At 71.3% G+C, this 14,048-nt stretch carries 14 protein-coding genes and 2 pseudogenes; 11 read left to right on the forward strand and 5 right to left on the reverse strand.

What is annotated here, in order from left to right; genetic code table 11:
• Positions 1-234: 234 nt before the first annotated feature.
• Positions 235-487: pseudogene (locus tag ABZ484_RS28560) on the reverse strand (NAD-dependent DNA ligase LigA); the annotation flags it as partial.
• An 89-nt stretch (positions 488-576) separates the two neighbouring features.
• Here ABZ484_RS28560 and ABZ484_RS28565 point away from each other — a divergent pair.
• From ABZ484_RS28565 to ABZ484_RS28600, 8 genes are all read left to right on the forward strand, one after another.
• Entirely contained in the window at positions 577-825 is a 249-nt protein-coding gene (locus ABZ484_RS28565) for an antitoxin MazE7 (RefSeq protein WP_358868805.1), read from the forward strand.
• A gap of 3 nt (positions 826-828) precedes the next feature.
• Positions 829-1,212: a toxin Doc gene (locus ABZ484_RS28570; protein WP_358868806.1), complete on the forward strand. Its 384-nt coding sequence runs from the start codon at positions 829-831 to the stop codon at positions 1,210-1,212.
• Positions 1,213-1,479: 267 nt separating this feature from the next.
• Positions 1,480-2,508 carry a ketoacyl-ACP synthase III gene (locus ABZ484_RS28575; protein ID WP_358868807.1) on the forward strand — a complete coding sequence of 343 codons (1,029 nt, stop codon included), beginning with the start codon at positions 1,480-1,482 and terminating at the stop codon, positions 2,506-2,508.
• Complete coding sequence (locus ABZ484_RS28580; protein WP_358868808.1) at positions 2,505-3,245, forward strand: glycosyltransferase family A protein; 741 nt, start codon at positions 2,505-2,507, stop codon at positions 3,243-3,245. Before ABZ484_RS28575 ends, ABZ484_RS28580 begins: the two co-directional genes overlap by 4 nt.
• Entirely contained in the window at positions 3,245-4,723 is a 1,479-nt protein-coding gene (locus tag ABZ484_RS28585) for a class I adenylate-forming enzyme family protein (protein WP_358868809.1), read from the forward strand. The genes ABZ484_RS28580 and ABZ484_RS28585 overlap by 1 nt, the downstream gene beginning before the upstream one ends.
• On the forward strand, positions 4,720-5,496 hold the full coding sequence (locus ABZ484_RS28590; protein ID WP_358868810.1) for a glycosyltransferase: 777 nt from the start codon (positions 4,720-4,722) through the stop codon (positions 5,494-5,496). Before ABZ484_RS28585 ends, ABZ484_RS28590 begins: the two co-directional genes overlap by 4 nt.
• Positions 5,493-6,653 (forward strand): cytochrome P450, encoded by a 1,161-nt coding sequence (locus tag ABZ484_RS28595; protein WP_358868811.1) that lies wholly within the window; start codon positions 5,493-5,495, stop codon positions 6,651-6,653. The genes ABZ484_RS28590 and ABZ484_RS28595 overlap by 4 nt, the downstream gene beginning before the upstream one ends.
• Positions 6,650-7,561 carry an NAD(P)-dependent oxidoreductase gene (locus ABZ484_RS28600; RefSeq protein WP_358868812.1) on the forward strand — a complete coding sequence of 304 codons (912 nt, stop codon included), beginning with the start codon at positions 6,650-6,652 and terminating at the stop codon, positions 7,559-7,561. Before ABZ484_RS28595 ends, ABZ484_RS28600 begins: the two co-directional genes overlap by 4 nt.
• Positions 7,562-7,656: 95 nt before the next feature.
• Here the strand turns inward: ABZ484_RS28600 and ABZ484_RS28605 are convergent, their stop codons facing one another.
• Entirely contained in the window at positions 7,657-8,880 is a 1,224-nt protein-coding gene (locus ABZ484_RS28605) for a transposase (protein WP_358868813.1), read from the reverse strand.
• 233 nt (positions 8,881-9,113) lie between these two features.
• On the opposite strand from ABZ484_RS28605, the pseudogene ABZ484_RS28610 reads away from it, so the two are divergent.
• Positions 9,114-9,307: pseudogene (locus ABZ484_RS28610) on the forward strand (IS3 family transposase); the annotation flags it as partial.
• 60 nt (positions 9,308-9,367) lie between these two features.
• Here ABZ484_RS28610 and ABZ484_RS28615 read toward each other — a convergent pair.
• A complete protein-coding gene (locus ABZ484_RS28615; protein ID WP_358868837.1) occupies positions 9,368-10,345 on the reverse strand; it encodes a hypothetical protein in 978 nt (325 codons plus the stop codon).
• Between the two features lie 787 nt (positions 10,346-11,132).
• Between ABZ484_RS28615 and ABZ484_RS28620 the strand changes: the two genes are divergently transcribed.
• On the forward strand, positions 11,133-11,450 hold the full coding sequence (locus ABZ484_RS28620; protein ID WP_358868838.1) for a hypothetical protein: 318 nt from the start codon (positions 11,133-11,135) through the stop codon (positions 11,448-11,450).
• Between the two features lie 150 nt (positions 11,451-11,600).
• On the opposite strand, the gene ABZ484_RS28625 is transcribed toward ABZ484_RS28620, so the two are convergent.
• Positions 11,601-11,846, reverse strand: a complete 246-nt coding sequence (locus ABZ484_RS28625) for a hypothetical protein (RefSeq protein WP_358868814.1) — start codon at positions 11,844-11,846, stop codon at positions 11,601-11,603.
• Positions 11,847-11,967: 121 nt separating this feature from the next.
• Between ABZ484_RS28625 and ABZ484_RS28630 the strand changes: the two genes are divergently transcribed.
• Complete coding sequence (locus ABZ484_RS28630; RefSeq protein WP_358868815.1) at positions 11,968-12,435, forward strand: SUKH-3 domain-containing protein; 468 nt, start codon at positions 11,968-11,970, stop codon at positions 12,433-12,435.
• 620 nt (positions 12,436-13,055) lie between these two features.
• On the opposite strand, the gene ABZ484_RS28635 is transcribed toward ABZ484_RS28630, so the two are convergent.
• Positions 13,056-13,328, reverse strand: coding sequence for an acyl carrier protein (locus tag ABZ484_RS28635; protein WP_358868816.1), 273 nt, complete (start codon positions 13,326-13,328; stop codon positions 13,056-13,058).
• Between the last annotated feature and the right edge of the window lie 720 nt (positions 13,329-14,048).

Genomic DNA, 14,048 nt, shown 5'->3' on the forward strand with positions numbered 1-14,048 from the left:
GAGCGAGTAACTCCCACTCCTGATCAGTGAGTTCGTGACGACGTACCACGACGCCATGATCCACCACTCGAATGATCTTTGAAGACGGACCCTAGCTGCATAAGGCCATGCCTTGGTGCGCGACATGCCGCCCGGCAACGCATTTGGTAGCCATCACCGATTGGTTCACCCTGACAGATGCAGAAGATCCCACGTCCTGGCCCTTTAGATCGGTGATGGGCTTTAGGAACAGGTACTCAGCATCGCCACCGTGTGTGGGGCATCGCCTTCCATCGCGCCGCGCGACCTTCCCGGTGGGGGAGTCGGGCGGCACCTGGTCAGGATGTTCGGCCTCCCACGCGGCGATGCCTCGCACCAGCCGGTCGTAGGCGTCGTCGTCCAGGCCGACATCCCACCCGCGGTAGTAGGCGGCCGATGCCTTCACCGCGTCCTCGACCGCCTGCGCGTAAGCGGCGGTATCCATGATCACAGCTGCAGGTGTTGTCATGCCCGTCATCCCGCCTGCCACCCTGACATTGCCCGATGCCCCAGGCGGATAGGTAGCGCGGAGCGTATACCGTGAGGGATACTGCGGGTATGGCTGAAACCACTGTCAAGGTCGATACGAGCACCAGGGACACCCTGCAGGGCCTCGCCGCCGCCGAAGGTCTTTCTGTGAAGGCCTACCTCGCCAAGGTGGCGGGGGAGAAGGAGCAGGAGCGAGCCCTGCAGACGGCGACCGCCGCTTTCCGCCGCGCGATCAGCGAGCCCGGCGTCATGGACGCCTTCGACGCCGAGTTCGGCGGGCTGCCGCCCGTCGCGCACGACACCTCGCGGGCGGCCTGACCTGTGCCTCCCGTCGTGTATGTCGACTACCGGTGGTTCCTCGAGCGCCAGGAAGAGATCCTCCGGGACGACCTGACCGTCAACGACTTCTCTGTGCTCGTCGGCATGGCCCAGCGCCACCGGGTCGACCCGCCCCGGCATGATCAGCACCATCCCGACGCCTTCTGGCGGGCTGCGGTCATGCTGGAGGAGTGCGTGCTGCTGCGCCCGCTCCCGGCCCGCAATGAGGTGTACGGATACGGCGTCGCCATCGCCTACCTGGAGGCCTCCGGAGAACGCGTGGACACGAAGTTCGAACTCTGGCGGGAACTGATCTACGACATCCGGGGACTGCAGCTGGACTCGTACGGCATCGCCGAGCGGCTGCGTTCCTGGCGCCAGGCCTGATCCGGCCCGGTGCCGCGTATTTCACGCAGAAGCGAGGGCGCTCGATCGGCGGACCGGGCCAGGTGCTGCGCAGCGCGTGGTGACGTCGGCCATGTACGTGCTGCTGAATCAGGCGGTCGTCCGGTAGGCCGTCGCGCTCGCCAGTTGCCTGGGATGGCGGGGCGACGAGCAGGCAGGACGGCAGTGGCCGTGCCCGGCTGATTACCCATGCCATTTGAGTACCAGCACTCAGGCGGGTTGTCCTGCTCCGCTCATAGCGTGCAGCTCATGCACACAGACCACGCTGCTCGCGGCTCCATGCGCCGGGCGGGCATCACCGCAGTGGCCTCCTCCCTGCCAGGGCGCGAAGTGACGTCCCGGCAGCTGGAGGAGGCGATCTCCGCAGCTTCCGGGCTGTCCCTGCCGGCGCGGATACTCGAACGCGCCACCGGCATCGCCTCGCGTCGGGCGGCCGCTGAGAACGAGTACGCCTCGACGCTCGCGGTGCGTGCGGCCCGCACCGCGCTGGACCGGGCCGGGCTCGCCCCGTACGACGTGGACCTGCTGGTGTTCGCCTCCGCCACGCGGGACGTGGTCGAACCGGCGACCGCGCACATCGTCCAGGCCGAACTCGGCTCCCGGGCGCACGCGCTGGACGTGACCAACGCGTGCAACAGCTTCGTCAACGGCATCGACACGGCCCGGGCGATGATCCTCGCCGGCCGCGCCCGCCGGGCCCTGGTCGTCACCGGTGAGACCCCGAGCCGGGCGGTGCAGCACGCCCCTTCCGGCCTGGCCCAGCTGCGCGACGGCTTCGCGGGCTACACCTTCGGTGACGCGGGAGCGGCGGTCGTGCTGGAGGCGGTGGACCAAGGCGGCATCCTCGACGTGGACACCGAGACCCACTCCGAGCGCTGGTCGGTCGGTGGCATCTTCGGTGGTGGTTCGCGTCACCCACGCGGCGACGAGCACACGTATTTCCACGGTGACGGCAGCGAACTGCGTGAGGTGTTCGAGAAGGTCGGCACGTCGGTGCTGGACCGGATGCGGCAGCGCACCGGGCTGGCCTGGACGGACTTCCGGCACATCCTGGTGCACCAGGTCACCGTGCCGTACCTGGAGCGGTTCGTGGAGATCACCGGTGTTCCACAGGACCGGCTCGTCGTCACGGTGCCCGAGCTCGGCAACATGGCCAGCGCCACGCTGGGCGTGCAGCTCGATCGGGTCCACGAGCGGCTGCTCCCCGGCGACCGGGTGCTGTTCGTGGGCCTGGGCGGTGGCGTGAGCATCATGACGATGGTGTGGGAGAAGTCATGAGTGCCCTCTGGGTGGTCGTGCCGGCGTATCAGGAGGCCGCGCGTATCAGCGCCACGCTGGAGGCGCTCGCGGCCCAGCGGGACCGTGACTTCACTCTCGTCGTCGTGGACAACGCCTCAACCGACGGCACCGCGGCGGTCGTGCACGATTTCGCCCGCTGGGCGCCCTTCCCGGTCCACGTGCTCAGCGAGCCCGAGAAGGGCGTCGGCAGTGCGGTGGACACCGGCTTCCGGTACGCCATCGGAAACGGCGCGACGCTGCTCGCCCGCACCGACGCCGACTGCCTGCCGCGGCCCGGCTGGACGGCCGCCGCCCGTGACAGCCTGCGGCAAGGGGCGGGCCTGGTGTGCGGAGGGATCGACGCACGCCGCGACGAGCAGGGACCGCTCGGACGCGCCGCCTTCCGCGCCCTGGTCCATGTCGCCGCGTTCTTCGGCCGCATACGCCCCGCCCACCGGCGCCGGCACGGCTACCTCACCCCGTACCGGATGCACGCCGGCAACAACATGGCCATCACGGCCGCCCTGTACGAAGCCGTGGGCGGCATGCCGCGCCGCCCCTCCCCCACCGACCGTCTCTTCCTGAACCGGGTACGGCGCCGCACCACCGCGATCGTGCACGCCCGTGCCATGGTCGTGGAGAACTCCACCCGGCGGCTGCGCGCCTACGGGCTGGTCGGCACCGCCCGCTGGTACCTCGACAAAGGACCGGGCCGTCACACGGAGGACCCGCGCTGATGCTCGACACACTCACCCATGCCCTGCGCGCCGCCCCCGACCGGCCCGCCGTCCTCGGCACCACCCCGACCGGGGCCGTACGCGTCCGGGCCACGTGCGGGGACCTGGCCGACCTCGCCGACCGTTACGCCGCCGCCCTGCACGCACGAGGCATCGCCCGCAGCGCAACGGTCGGCGTCGCGGTCCGGCCCGGGCCCCGGGCCCTGGCCGTGATGCTCGCCGTGCACCGGCTCGGCGCCCGGGCCGCGGTGCTCGACCCGGGCGCCGGCCCCGATGTGCTGCGCGCCCGGCTCGCCCTGGCACGACCCGACCTCGTCCTCGCCGACGCCACCGCCCAGGCGGTCGCCGGATGGGCCCGGCCGCTCGCCCGCCGCGCCCGCCTGGCCCTGCCGGACCTCGCAGAGCTGGGACCGGTGGCCACGGTCGGCCCACGGCTGCCCGGCTGCGCCCCCGCCCTGGAGGCCGACGTCCGCACCACGGGCGTGCCGCGCCCGGTGGACGAGGACGGCGACACGGTCATCGTGTTCACCTCGGGCACCACCTCGCGGCCCCGAGCGGTGGTGCACACCCGCTCCTCGCTCGCCGCCGGCATGACCACGGTGGCCGAGCTGGTACGGCCCGAGGCCGGGCGGCCCGTCCTGGGCGGCACCTTCTTCGTCCTCGTACCCTCCCTCGCGAGCGGAGCTCCGGTCGCGCTGCCTGCCCGCTCCGTGCCTGTGCTGCGGCGCCAACTGCGCCGCCTCGCCCCGCAGGCCACCTATCTGACACCGCCGCAGCTGCGGCGGCTGCTCGCCGCGGGCGGCCGGTTCTGCGGGCGGGTGTGGACAGGATCGGCCCCCGCGAGCGCCGAGCTGCTCACCCGCGTCAAGCGCGCGGGCGCCGAGGAGGCGTGGGGCGTCTACGCACTGACCGAGCTGTTCCCCGCCGCGGCGGTCGAGCAAGCCGACAAGGCCGCCTTCACCGGCGAGGGAGACCTGGTCGGCACGCCCCTGCCCCACGTGACGGCCAAGACCGACGCCTCCGGGGAGCTGCTGCTGACGGGCCCCGCCGCACGGGACCGCTACCTGGGCGAGGACCCCGACCCGTGGATCGCCACCGGCGACCGGGCACGCCTCGACGGCGGCCGGATCGTGCTGAAGGGCCGCCTCAAGGACATGGTCCTGCGGCATGCGGAGAACATCTACCCGGGACTCTACGAGCCGGCGTTGCACGTACCAGGCGTCGAACTGGCCCTGCTCGTCGGCGTGCCGGCCGGCGACGGCGACGAGCGCCTGGTCGCCGTCGTACAGCCGGGCACCGGGACGGACCGCGCCGCACTGCGGGCGGCCCTGGACGGACCGCTGGAGCGCATGGGGGCCGCCCGCCCGGACGCGGTGCTGCTCGCCGACATCCCGCTGTCCGGCCGCTCCCTCAAGCCCGACCGCGCCGCGACCGCGCGCCTCGCCGCCCGGCGCCTCGCCGAACGGAGCCGACGATGACCGCGCCCGCCGGCGCGCCGTCGCTGTGGGCCGTGGTCCCCGCCTACAACGAGGAGGCCGGGATCGAGGCCACCCTCGACGCGCTCGCCTCCCAGACCGACGCCGGCTTCGCGCTCGTCGTCGTCGACAACGCCTCCACCGACGCGACCGCCGCCGTCGTGCGCCGCTTCGCCGCCACCGCGCCCTTTCCCGTGCACCTCGTCCGCGAGGAGGAGCGGGGCACCGGCGCCGCCGCCGACACCGGCTTCCGGTACGCCGTCGCGCACGGCGCCGAACTGCTTGTGCGAACGGACGCCGACTGCCTGCCCGCCCCCGACTGGGTCACCGAGGCGCGCAAGGAGTTCGCACGCGGGACGGAGATGGCCTGCGGCCGCAGCCTGCCGCGCCGGGACGAGCGGCCCTCACTCGCCGAGCGGTACCTGCTCCCGGCGGTCGTCAGGGCGACCGCACTGTACGGGCGCTACCGCGCGGAACACCGGCACCCGCGCTACCGCGCGCCCTACGTGCTGTGCCACGGTCACAACCTCGCCATCACGGCAGCCCTGTACCTGCGCTGCGGGGGAACGCCACGCGTTCCTCTGGAGGGACCGCCCGAGGACGTCGTCCTCCTCAACCGGGCGCGCGAGCACAGCGACCGGATCGCCCGGGCCGAGCGGATGGTGGTGCACACCAGCCTGCGCCGCCTGCGCGCGTGGGGCGCCTGTCGAACCCTGCTGTGGTGCTGGGACCGCCGCTACCGGCCCGCCGATCCGAAGCAGGTGCACATCAGGTGACCACGGTTCCCGCCGCCCCCGCCACCCCCACCGCGTCCGCGCTGCGCGCCGCCCGGCGCCGCGACCGGCGCGTGTACACCCGCTCCCACCCCGTGCTGTTCGCCCTCCTCGCCGCCACCCGCCGCCGGCCGGTGACCCGCGTCGGCGGCACGGTGCTGGTGCACGGCAGCGAGCCCTACCGCCAGGTCCTCACCAGCGTCCCGCTCGACCGCACCGCGGCCGGCACCACGGGCGGCGCCGCCCGGGCACTGTCGGCTGGCGGCACGCTGTTCGACCAGGAGGGCCCCGGTCACCGCGCCGCCCGGCGGGAGGCCGCCGACGGTCTCGGCGCGGCGGGGGTGGAGCGGCTGCGCCCGGTGTGGCGCGAGGTCCTGACCCGCCGTCTCGCTCCGCTCGGCACGGGCCGCGCCGTCGATCTCGTACCGCTCGCCCGGGAACTCGCCGGGGCCACCGTCTGCGCGCTCCTGGGCACCGCCGCCGACCCGCAAGCCGTCGCCGCAGCGGCAGCCGAGGCCGCGGCCGCCGCCGTGAGCGACCACCTGCCCGGCCCCCGCCGGCCGGGCACCGCACGGGCGGCGGCCGCGGCGACGGCACGGCTGGAGGCGCTCCTCGCCCCGGCCGGTTCCGGCGGGCAGCAGGAGTCGGCCCTGCGGGCCGTACTCGCGGTCGCCGCCGTCAACACCACCGTCGCGGCCCTGCCGCGCGCCGCCGCCTGGTGCGCCGACGCACGGCTCTGGGACCAAGCGGCCGACGAACTGCTGCGGCCGTCCCTGACGGCCGAACTGCTGCGGGTCACCGCCCCGTCGCCCTTGCTGCCGCGTGTGGCGGCCGCCAGTGTTGAGGCGGCCGGCTGCCCGATACGGGCCGGAGACCGCCTGATCCTGGTGGCGCGGCACGCCGCCGGGGCCCACAGCGAACCGCCGGACGCCCGCCACCCGGCTCCGCCCGCCGTCGCCCAACTCGTCTTCGGCGCCGGCACCCACGCCTGCCCCGGAGCCCGGCTCGCACGCGCACAGCTCGACGACACCCTCGCCGCGCTCGCCCCCCACCGACCCGCCGTCCTGCGCGCCCGCGTCGACCGCGGCGCGGCCCTGCCCGGCTGGCGCTCCCTCACTGTCCGGGCCGCGGACGGCCCCCTACCTGCGGAGAACCGATGACCACGATCGCCGTCACCGGGGCGAGCGGCTTCTGTGGCTCGCACGTCGCCACCACAGCCGCCGCCCGCGGCGCGGACGTCCTGTGCGTCGGACGGCGCCCCGGCCCGGTCGGCCGGCACATCCCCTGGGACGCCGCACGCGAGGTGCCGGACCTGTCCGGCGCCGACCTCGTCGTGCACTGCGCGGCGGCCGTCGGAGACCCGGTACCCGGCTCCCCGGCCGAAGCCGCCATGCTCGCCGTCAACGTCGACGGCACGGCGCGGCTGCTCAAGGCGGCCGCCGGCCGGCCGGTGGTGTGGGTGAGCAGCGCCAGTGTCTACGCGCCCGGCCCCGGCCGTTCCCGCATCACCGAGAACCATCCGGTGCGCGGGCACCTGAACGCGTACGGCCGCACCAAGGCCGCCGGTGAAGCGCTGGCCCTCGCCGCGGGCTCCGTGGTGCTGCGGCCGCGGGCGGTCTACGGCGCCGGGGACCCGCACCTGGTGCCCCGGCTGCTCTCCCGCGTCCGCCGCGATCTGCTCATGCTGCCGGGGCCCAGCGTCCGCCTCAGTCTGACCGCCGTCGAGAACCTCACCGACGCCTGCCTCACGGCCGCCGGCTGGCCGCCGGGCGCGTACAACATCGCCGACCCGGCGCCGTACGACCGAGACGAGGCGATCCGGACGGTCCTGCGCGCCCACGGCGTACCGGCACGCATCGGCCACATCCCGCTGCCGGTGGCCCGGGCCATGGCGGGCGCCGCCCAGACGCTGGCCCGGCTGCACCCGCACGCGCAGCCGCCGCTCACCCGTTACGCCGTGGATCAGCTGGCGCACTCCGTGGTCCTGGACGTGTCCAGGGCCGAGTCTCAAGGGTGGGTAGCTGGTCGCACTCTCAAGGACTACGAAACTGCCCTACTGAGCAGTTGAAGGCTCCCCCGCCTGAAGGCGGGGGATTCCCGCCCGGCCTTGCGGCCGGACGCCTCCTTGCGGGGGCACCTTCGGGCTGATCAGGGATTCCAGGCTCAGGCAGCCGCCTGGGGCAGCGCTCCAGGTGGTCTTACGCCCTCAGCACCTGCCGGGCACCAACCCGCCCGGACCAGCATCACGCGGGCCGAGTTCTTGTCCCGAGGGGACACGAACCCGCACGCGGTGCAGGCATATGTTCGTTCCGAAAGAGGTAGTGCGTGCTTGGTTCTCGCTCCGCACTGCGCACAGTCCATGGTGGTGTGCGCGGGGTGCACGAGGCGGACATCGCGCCCGTGCTTGCGGCCCATGTCCAGCAGAGCCTTCTTTGTGGCGCCGATGGCCGCGTCCGCGGCCTTCTTCGCCATGGTTGACTTCGCGAGGAAACGGGGCCGGAAATCCTCCACCGCGATCCTGTCGTGGTCGCGGACGACCCTCTTCGCCCACTTGCGGCCGGTGTCGGTGCGCTGCGCGGCCACCTTCCCATGGGTCTTCGCGGTCTTCCGCCTCGCCTCGCGGTAGCCCTTCGATCCGGCCTGCCCCTTCGCCGGACGGCGCCGGGCCATCATCCGCTGATAGCGGGCGAGTTTCTGCGCCGCCGTCTTCCCGTGCTGGGCATGCGGAAGGTCGTGCTCATCGCTTGTGGTGGTCGCAGTCTCCTTCACGCCCCAGCCGATCCCGATCACACGGCCGGTTGCGGGCAGGTGCTCGATCTCGACCCGGACGACGAACGACGCCCACCAATGCCCGACCGCATCCCGGTAGACGCGCACGCTGGACGGTGGCTTGGGCAAGTCCCGCGACCACACCGGACGCACCACGATGCCGCCGGCGAGCTGCAGACGCCCGTCCTTGAGGCGGAAACCACGCTGGGTGTAGTTCAGACTCCGCAGGGCCTCACGCTTCTTCTTGTACCGGGGCATCCCGGCCCGCTGCCGCATCGGCAACCGAGCCTTGATGTCCTTGAGCGCCTTCCCCCGCGATTTGGCGAAGTCGCGAATCACCTGCTGCTGCGGCACGCTTGCGCCCGCAGCCAGCCACGGCGTCACGCGCCGGGTCTCGGTCAGCATCTTGTCGAGCTGCGCCGGACCACACGTCGTCTTCTCGCCGGTCGACCGATTGCGGGTATGGACGGTCTTGGACTTCGCGACCGACTCATTCCAGATCCACCGGCACCGGTCCCACTCCGCTTCGAGTGCACGCCGGGCCGTGGACGACACGCGCACACGGAAGGTGTACCGGGCATGCCCGGCCCCCTGCTCCATGGTCGCCCCCGTCGTCATGCATCCGAACCTAGCGGGAAGGGCTGACAGTTGAGTCCTATCGATCTTCGTGGTGCCCCTCACCTGCGGGGATGGTGGACGCCGGATCGCCCTGGCAGTGATCCGGCTATCCCTGCCCTGCTCCGATTCCTCCCCGGCCTGAAGGCCGGGGCATCCTCGGAGGAATCAGGTGAACGGGCGTAACCCAACAGGATGGTTGGCGCCGCGACCGGGCCGGCATGCTCGCAGGTCCCGGCCTCGTTCATCACTCGGACGCGGGCAATGCACGTCTTTCGCGGTCACTGCCCACCTGCTCGCGGCCGGCATCGACGCCTCGATCGGCACTGTCGGCGACGCTCTGGACAACGCGCTCATGGAGTCCCAGATCGGCCTCTACAAGACGGAGCTGATCAAGCTCCGCCGACCCTGGCACGGCTTGGCCGACCTCGTAGCGGCTCAGCACCGGACCGGAGGGCCAGAATCCTCGGGCGCCAGTCCGAGGAGCAAGTCAAAGCAGACCACCCAGCGGCCAGACGCGTTCGGCGAGCTGCCCGTGAAGCTTTCCTCCGGCGATGTCGGCTTCTGCGAGCCAGCCGGCGGTGACCAGCAGTGCTGCGTGCTCGGTGACTTGGTCAGGTGGCAGGGTGCAGAAGGCGGCAGCCTGGTCCAGGTGGAGTCCGCCGTCCTCGACGTGTCCGAGGTGTCCGTCGGGGCGGATGTGGGCCGCGGTGTACAGGGCCAGGAGCCGGGTTGCGGCGCCGAGCTTCTTCTTGCGGAGCTTCCGGCCACCCACGGCCTTCTGGGCCCAGCCGGAGATCCTCGAGCGGCTGGCCGAGCCGAAAGCGAACGGCCGGGGCCGCTCGGGCAGCAGTGTGGGGACAGTAACGGTGGTGGGCTCCTCGGGACGGGAGGCCATCACCTCGGCCACGGTGCCGGGCAGGCGCAGCCAGTCGGCTGCGACCAGCTGCTGAAGTACCCGCTCGGCATCGCCCTGTAGCCAGCTGGTGAGGTCCTGGCCGGTGATGTTTCCGGTGCCGGCGCGCACGGCCCGCAGAGTGATCAGGAGCACCGCGAGGCGTACTTCGCCCTCCGGGTACGGGGAGTGGGCGGCGACACAGTCCAGTACGGCGCGGGCGTGCACTGCCTGATTCTGGGTCAGCAGCCGTTCCACGACCGGCTGGTCGCCGCCCGCCGTGTCGTCGACGGGCTGGCCGGTGCGGTTTTCGTGCATCTCACTGGTGGTCTGCGCGGCCTTCTCGGCGCGCTGCGCCTCGTGGCGCAGGGAGGCGTCGCCACTCACGTCGGCCCACAAGCGGAAGGCGCGAGCCTTGCGCTTGTGGAGTTCGGCGAGGAGAGCGAGGTCCGGCTCGGTGCGCTGCTGGTAGGCGCGGAACGCGTCCCCGGGTTCGATGAGCTCCAGGCGCAGGACGTCGGGCTGAAGGTCGTGGGGCACGATCCGCTGCGCGATCTTCCCCCACCGCTTCACCCGCCGGGATGCTGCATGCGGTGAGGCGGTGCGGGCACGAGACGCTGGTGCTGGGGAAGACGGAGCATCGGCCGCGGGGGAGGGGGCGTGGTCGGAAAAGATCGCTGCCACGCCCTCGGTGTCTGTGCCGGCTGAGGGCTCCGGCTCCGCGGCTGGTTTCCCCGCCGCCTGGTCTTTCCCGGCCGGGGCGGTGCGAGCCGGAGGCGGGGCGGTGTCCAGGACACGGCAATCGGGAGTGGCCGCTGCGCACCGCGCGCAGTCGCCGCCTCGAAGACCACGCTGGCGAACCTGCCGAGCAACCTGGCGTCACTGGCCCCGTCCGCCGGCTACACGGAGTCCTACACCTACGACACCACCGGCACGCTGGCCGGCCAGCAGGACCCGGCAGGCGGCGGATTGTCCGCCGAAACCATCAACTACGGCTACGACCAGTACGGTCAGCCCACCAGTGTGGCCGGCTCCGGCACCAACGCCTGGACCTACGTCTCCGCCATCGGCTACGACGAGTACGGCGACCCCCTCCAGTACTCCATGGGCCCGACCACCAACTGGGTCGATCTGACCCTGAAGTACGATCCGCAGACAGGCCAGCCCACCGACGCCAGCGGGAGTTCTGGGCGAGCAGGTTCCGCGACGCGGGCTGGCAGACCGAGCGCTTCATCGACGGCATGCAGACGAGCCCTTTCTTCTACTCCCAGGAGATCGTCCAGGTCCGAACCGCACCTGGTCCAAGGGCCGCGTGGTCCTTGCCGGCGACGCCGCCCACTGTGCCTCCCCTTACAGCGGCATGGGCATCTCCGGCGGCCTGGTGGGCGCCTGCGTCCTGGCCGGCGAGATCAACCGGCACTCGGGCGACCTGCCGACTGCACTGGCGAACTACGACAGCGTGCTGCGGCCCTTCGTCGACGAGATCCGGGGCGCAGTGAATCCGCGTCTCTTGCGCCTGGGCATGCCGATGACCCAGCGTGCGATCGACGCCTTCCAGGCCGCCACCGCGCTGGCCTGCTTCCTGCACGTTCCCGATCTCGTCTCGCGCTTTTCGAAGGAGGACCGCGGCGGCAGTTGGCAGCTCCCCGAGAACCTGGCGCCGATCAGCGCCGTCTGAGAGCGGCCGGAAATCGGGGGACCGATGGCCATCGCGAGTAGCACGGCAAGCACGAAGGCGCTGGCCCGCGGAGTGATCAGCGTCCTGTCGGCGCTTAACGCTCACTCCTGCCCGCAGTCGGCATCGTCTGTTCTGAGGTTCGCCCACTGGTCAACGCCTTACCTTGCGGCTGGCGTCCGAGATAGGACGGCCCTGGGATTCGATCGAGCCGTGGTTGGCGCTGAGGTTGATCATGGTGTGGCCCTCGATGTCTGGATCGCCGACGTCTGCCTCGTTGGCGAGCGCGAACTCCGGACTCTGGCCAACGGCATGCGACGCGACCGCGCGACCATCCAGGCCGCCCTCACCACGACTTCGATCTTCTACGACGCCGCATCCTGCTCTCACCATGATCAAGAAGGGGGTATCCCCAAAGTAGCGACAGAGCCACTTCTTGTGGTGCGGTCACGCGCTGTTCAACTCGGGTCGTCTGCTGGGATGATCGCCTTATGCTTCAAGTTGGGGGGATGGGCCGGTCATGAGTGAATGGTCGCCGGATGTGCTTGAGGTCCTGGAAGCTTCGGGATGGACGGCGGGCAGGCGGGTCGACACGGCCGGCTGGCAGTCCATGTTCGAATCGGTCGGCATCGTCATGCACGACGCAGCGGAGGCGTTTCTCCAGGAGTTCGGGGGGCTGACCGTGAGCATCGGTGGCCCGGGCATCAACCGCGCTCGGGAACCGTTCGAACTGAACCCGGAGTTGGCTCGGGGAGAGGATGACCGCTTCTCCGAGTGGAGCGATTCCTTGGGGAGACATCTCTTCCCGCTCGGCGAACTGGATGGCGGCCGTTTCTTTCTAGGTATCGATGAGGGCAGTGAGATCTACCTTGTCGAGACCTGGGTCGCCAGCTTCGGGCCAATGCCGCATGCACTTGAGAAGCTGATCCTCGGCGTAATGCCCCGCAGGATCGATGACGAACACAGGCAGCCGGATCAGGCTCGCTGACAACGTCACCCGGCGAGCAGGACGCGTCTGCGGAGGAGCTCGAATCCTGCGCGGTCGAACATCTGGCGCTTGAGCATCTTGATCCGGTTGACATGACCTTCCGCGACGCCGGAGTGCCACGGTTGGCAGAGCCCTGCGACGACGGCGTCAGGGCCGCGTTCGAGGTGGTGCGCGAACCGGCTGAGACTGGGCAGGTCGGGGCGGCCGGACGATCGGCGCGAGCCCTGCCGCCAGCCGCTTCGGAAGGGGGCACAGTCCCTGCGCCTCCCTGATCTGCTCGTGATCACGGACGAGAGCAAGGGATGCGGCGTCCGGCTGCGGCCCTGGAGCGCCTGGCGGGAATCCGGGGCATCCTGCCGTCCACTGCGGCACTGGCCGAGCGGCAGCGCCGGTAGGTCGGGCAGGCGCGTACCCGGCTGCTGGAGAAGCTTTCCCGCGTCCAGGAGGACGAAGAGACCGTAACGCTCATGCAGCGGGGTGAAATTCTCACCGAAGTCCTCGTTCTGCTGCGTGACCGGTGTACCTGCCGGGCGCTGTGCCGGTAGGCCCTTCTCGCGGCGTTCCTCCGCCCGGGAGCTCGTCCTGGGATGGGTACTACGCCGCCGGGTGGCGTGGGGCAGTCAGCCCACTGCTGTGACCGGTCGGTCAGCCTGGTGGTTGAGGATGTAGCCGGTGGCGTCGCCGACGGTCTTGAGGTTCTTGACGTCCTCGTCGGGGATGGTGACGCCGAAGCGCTCTTCGGCGGCGACGACGACTTCGACCATGGACAGCGAGTCGACGTCCAGGTCGTCGGTGAAGGACTTGCCCGGCTGGACGTCCTCGGTGGGGATCCCGGCGATCTCGTTCACGATCTCGGCGAGACCGGCGACGATCTCTTCCGCGGTGGCGGCCATGCGGGCGCTCCTTCGTTGCTCGGTCACGGGATGAGGCCTGTCGCGGTCCCCGGCCCGGCGCCGGGAAAACAGTTGGGGACCGCCGGGCATCGATTCAACCATTCACGTCGTCCTTGGCCGGCTCAGGCCACGGCGTCAGGATGCGGTAGGCGCCGATGGCTGCAACCGTATGGGTGAAGGGACTGCTCCAGTCGGGTCGGACCGCGAGGGAGGCGCCCATGATCACGGCGCGCCCTTCGCTCCTGCGGCGGCTTCGTCCACTTCCACGGGGTCTGGCACAAGTTCCGTGTGCCGGTGTCGCCTTGCAATCGTTGATCTTCCTTCCGGTGGTGTGCAAGTCGCCTCGAAATCGTTCCTCGTGTGGGTGAGACGTGATCGGGCGCCCTCGGGGCTCCATTGCGCATCGGCGGGATCTCCGCGCTCCGAGGCCCGCGAGGGCCGGCACGCCAGAGGAACAGGTGGGCGAGCGGGCAGGGCGGCACCACCAGCAGTCCGCCCACCGGCGGACCCGTCTGCTTGGACGGCCTCGTTGGGGCACCGCGGTGCGGAGCGGGAAGCCGTACTTGGCCAGCGCGAGGCGCACCGTGGCCAGGCTCGTACCTTCGAGGTCCGCGATGTCCTGGACTGAGTAGTGGTCGTCTTCGTACCGTGCGCCACTGGCCGGTGCGGGTGGCGGTGTACTGGGTGTGGCGAGACCGCGGCGGGCTCCAGTCGACCGGG

This window comes from Streptomyces sp. NPDC006393, assembly GCF_040628575.1.
In the GTDB taxonomy this organism is placed as follows: domain Bacteria; phylum Actinomycetota; class Actinomycetes; order Streptomycetales; family Streptomycetaceae; genus Streptomyces.

Bases quoted from the DNA above. Each gene is read 5' to 3' on its own strand.
- ABZ484_RS28635 (WP_358868816.1), bottom strand. From the start codon at position 13,328: ATGGCCGCCACCGCGGAAGAGATCGTCGCCGGTCTCGCCGAGATCGTG.
- ABZ484_RS28585 (WP_358868809.1), top strand. From the start codon at position 3,245: ATGCTCGACACACTCACCCATGCCCTGCGCGCCGCCCCCGACCGGCCC.
- ABZ484_RS28630 (WP_358868815.1), top strand. From the start codon at position 11,968: ATGAGTGAATGGTCGCCGGATGTGCTTGAGGTCCTGGAAGCTTCGGGA.
- ABZ484_RS28575 (WP_358868807.1), top strand. From the start codon at position 1,480: ATGCACACAGACCACGCTGCTCGCGGCTCCATGCGCCGGGCGGGCATC.
- ABZ484_RS28590 (WP_358868810.1), top strand. From the start codon at position 4,720: ATGACCGCGCCCGCCGGCGCGCCGTCGCTGTGGGCCGTGGTCCCCGCC.
- ABZ484_RS28620 (WP_358868838.1), top strand. From the start codon at position 11,133: ATGGGCATCTCCGGCGGCCTGGTGGGCGCCTGCGTCCTGGCCGGCGAG.
- ABZ484_RS28580 (WP_358868808.1), top strand. From the start codon at position 2,505: ATGAGTGCCCTCTGGGTGGTCGTGCCGGCGTATCAGGAGGCCGCGCGT.
- ABZ484_RS28605 (WP_358868813.1), bottom strand. From the start codon at position 8,880: ATGACGACGGGGGCGACCATGGAGCAGGGGGCCGGGCATGCCCGGTAC.
- ABZ484_RS28565 (WP_358868805.1), top strand. From the start codon at position 577: ATGGCTGAAACCACTGTCAAGGTCGATACGAGCACCAGGGACACCCTG.
- ABZ484_RS28600 (WP_358868812.1), top strand. From the start codon at position 6,650: ATGACCACGATCGCCGTCACCGGGGCGAGCGGCTTCTGTGGCTCGCAC.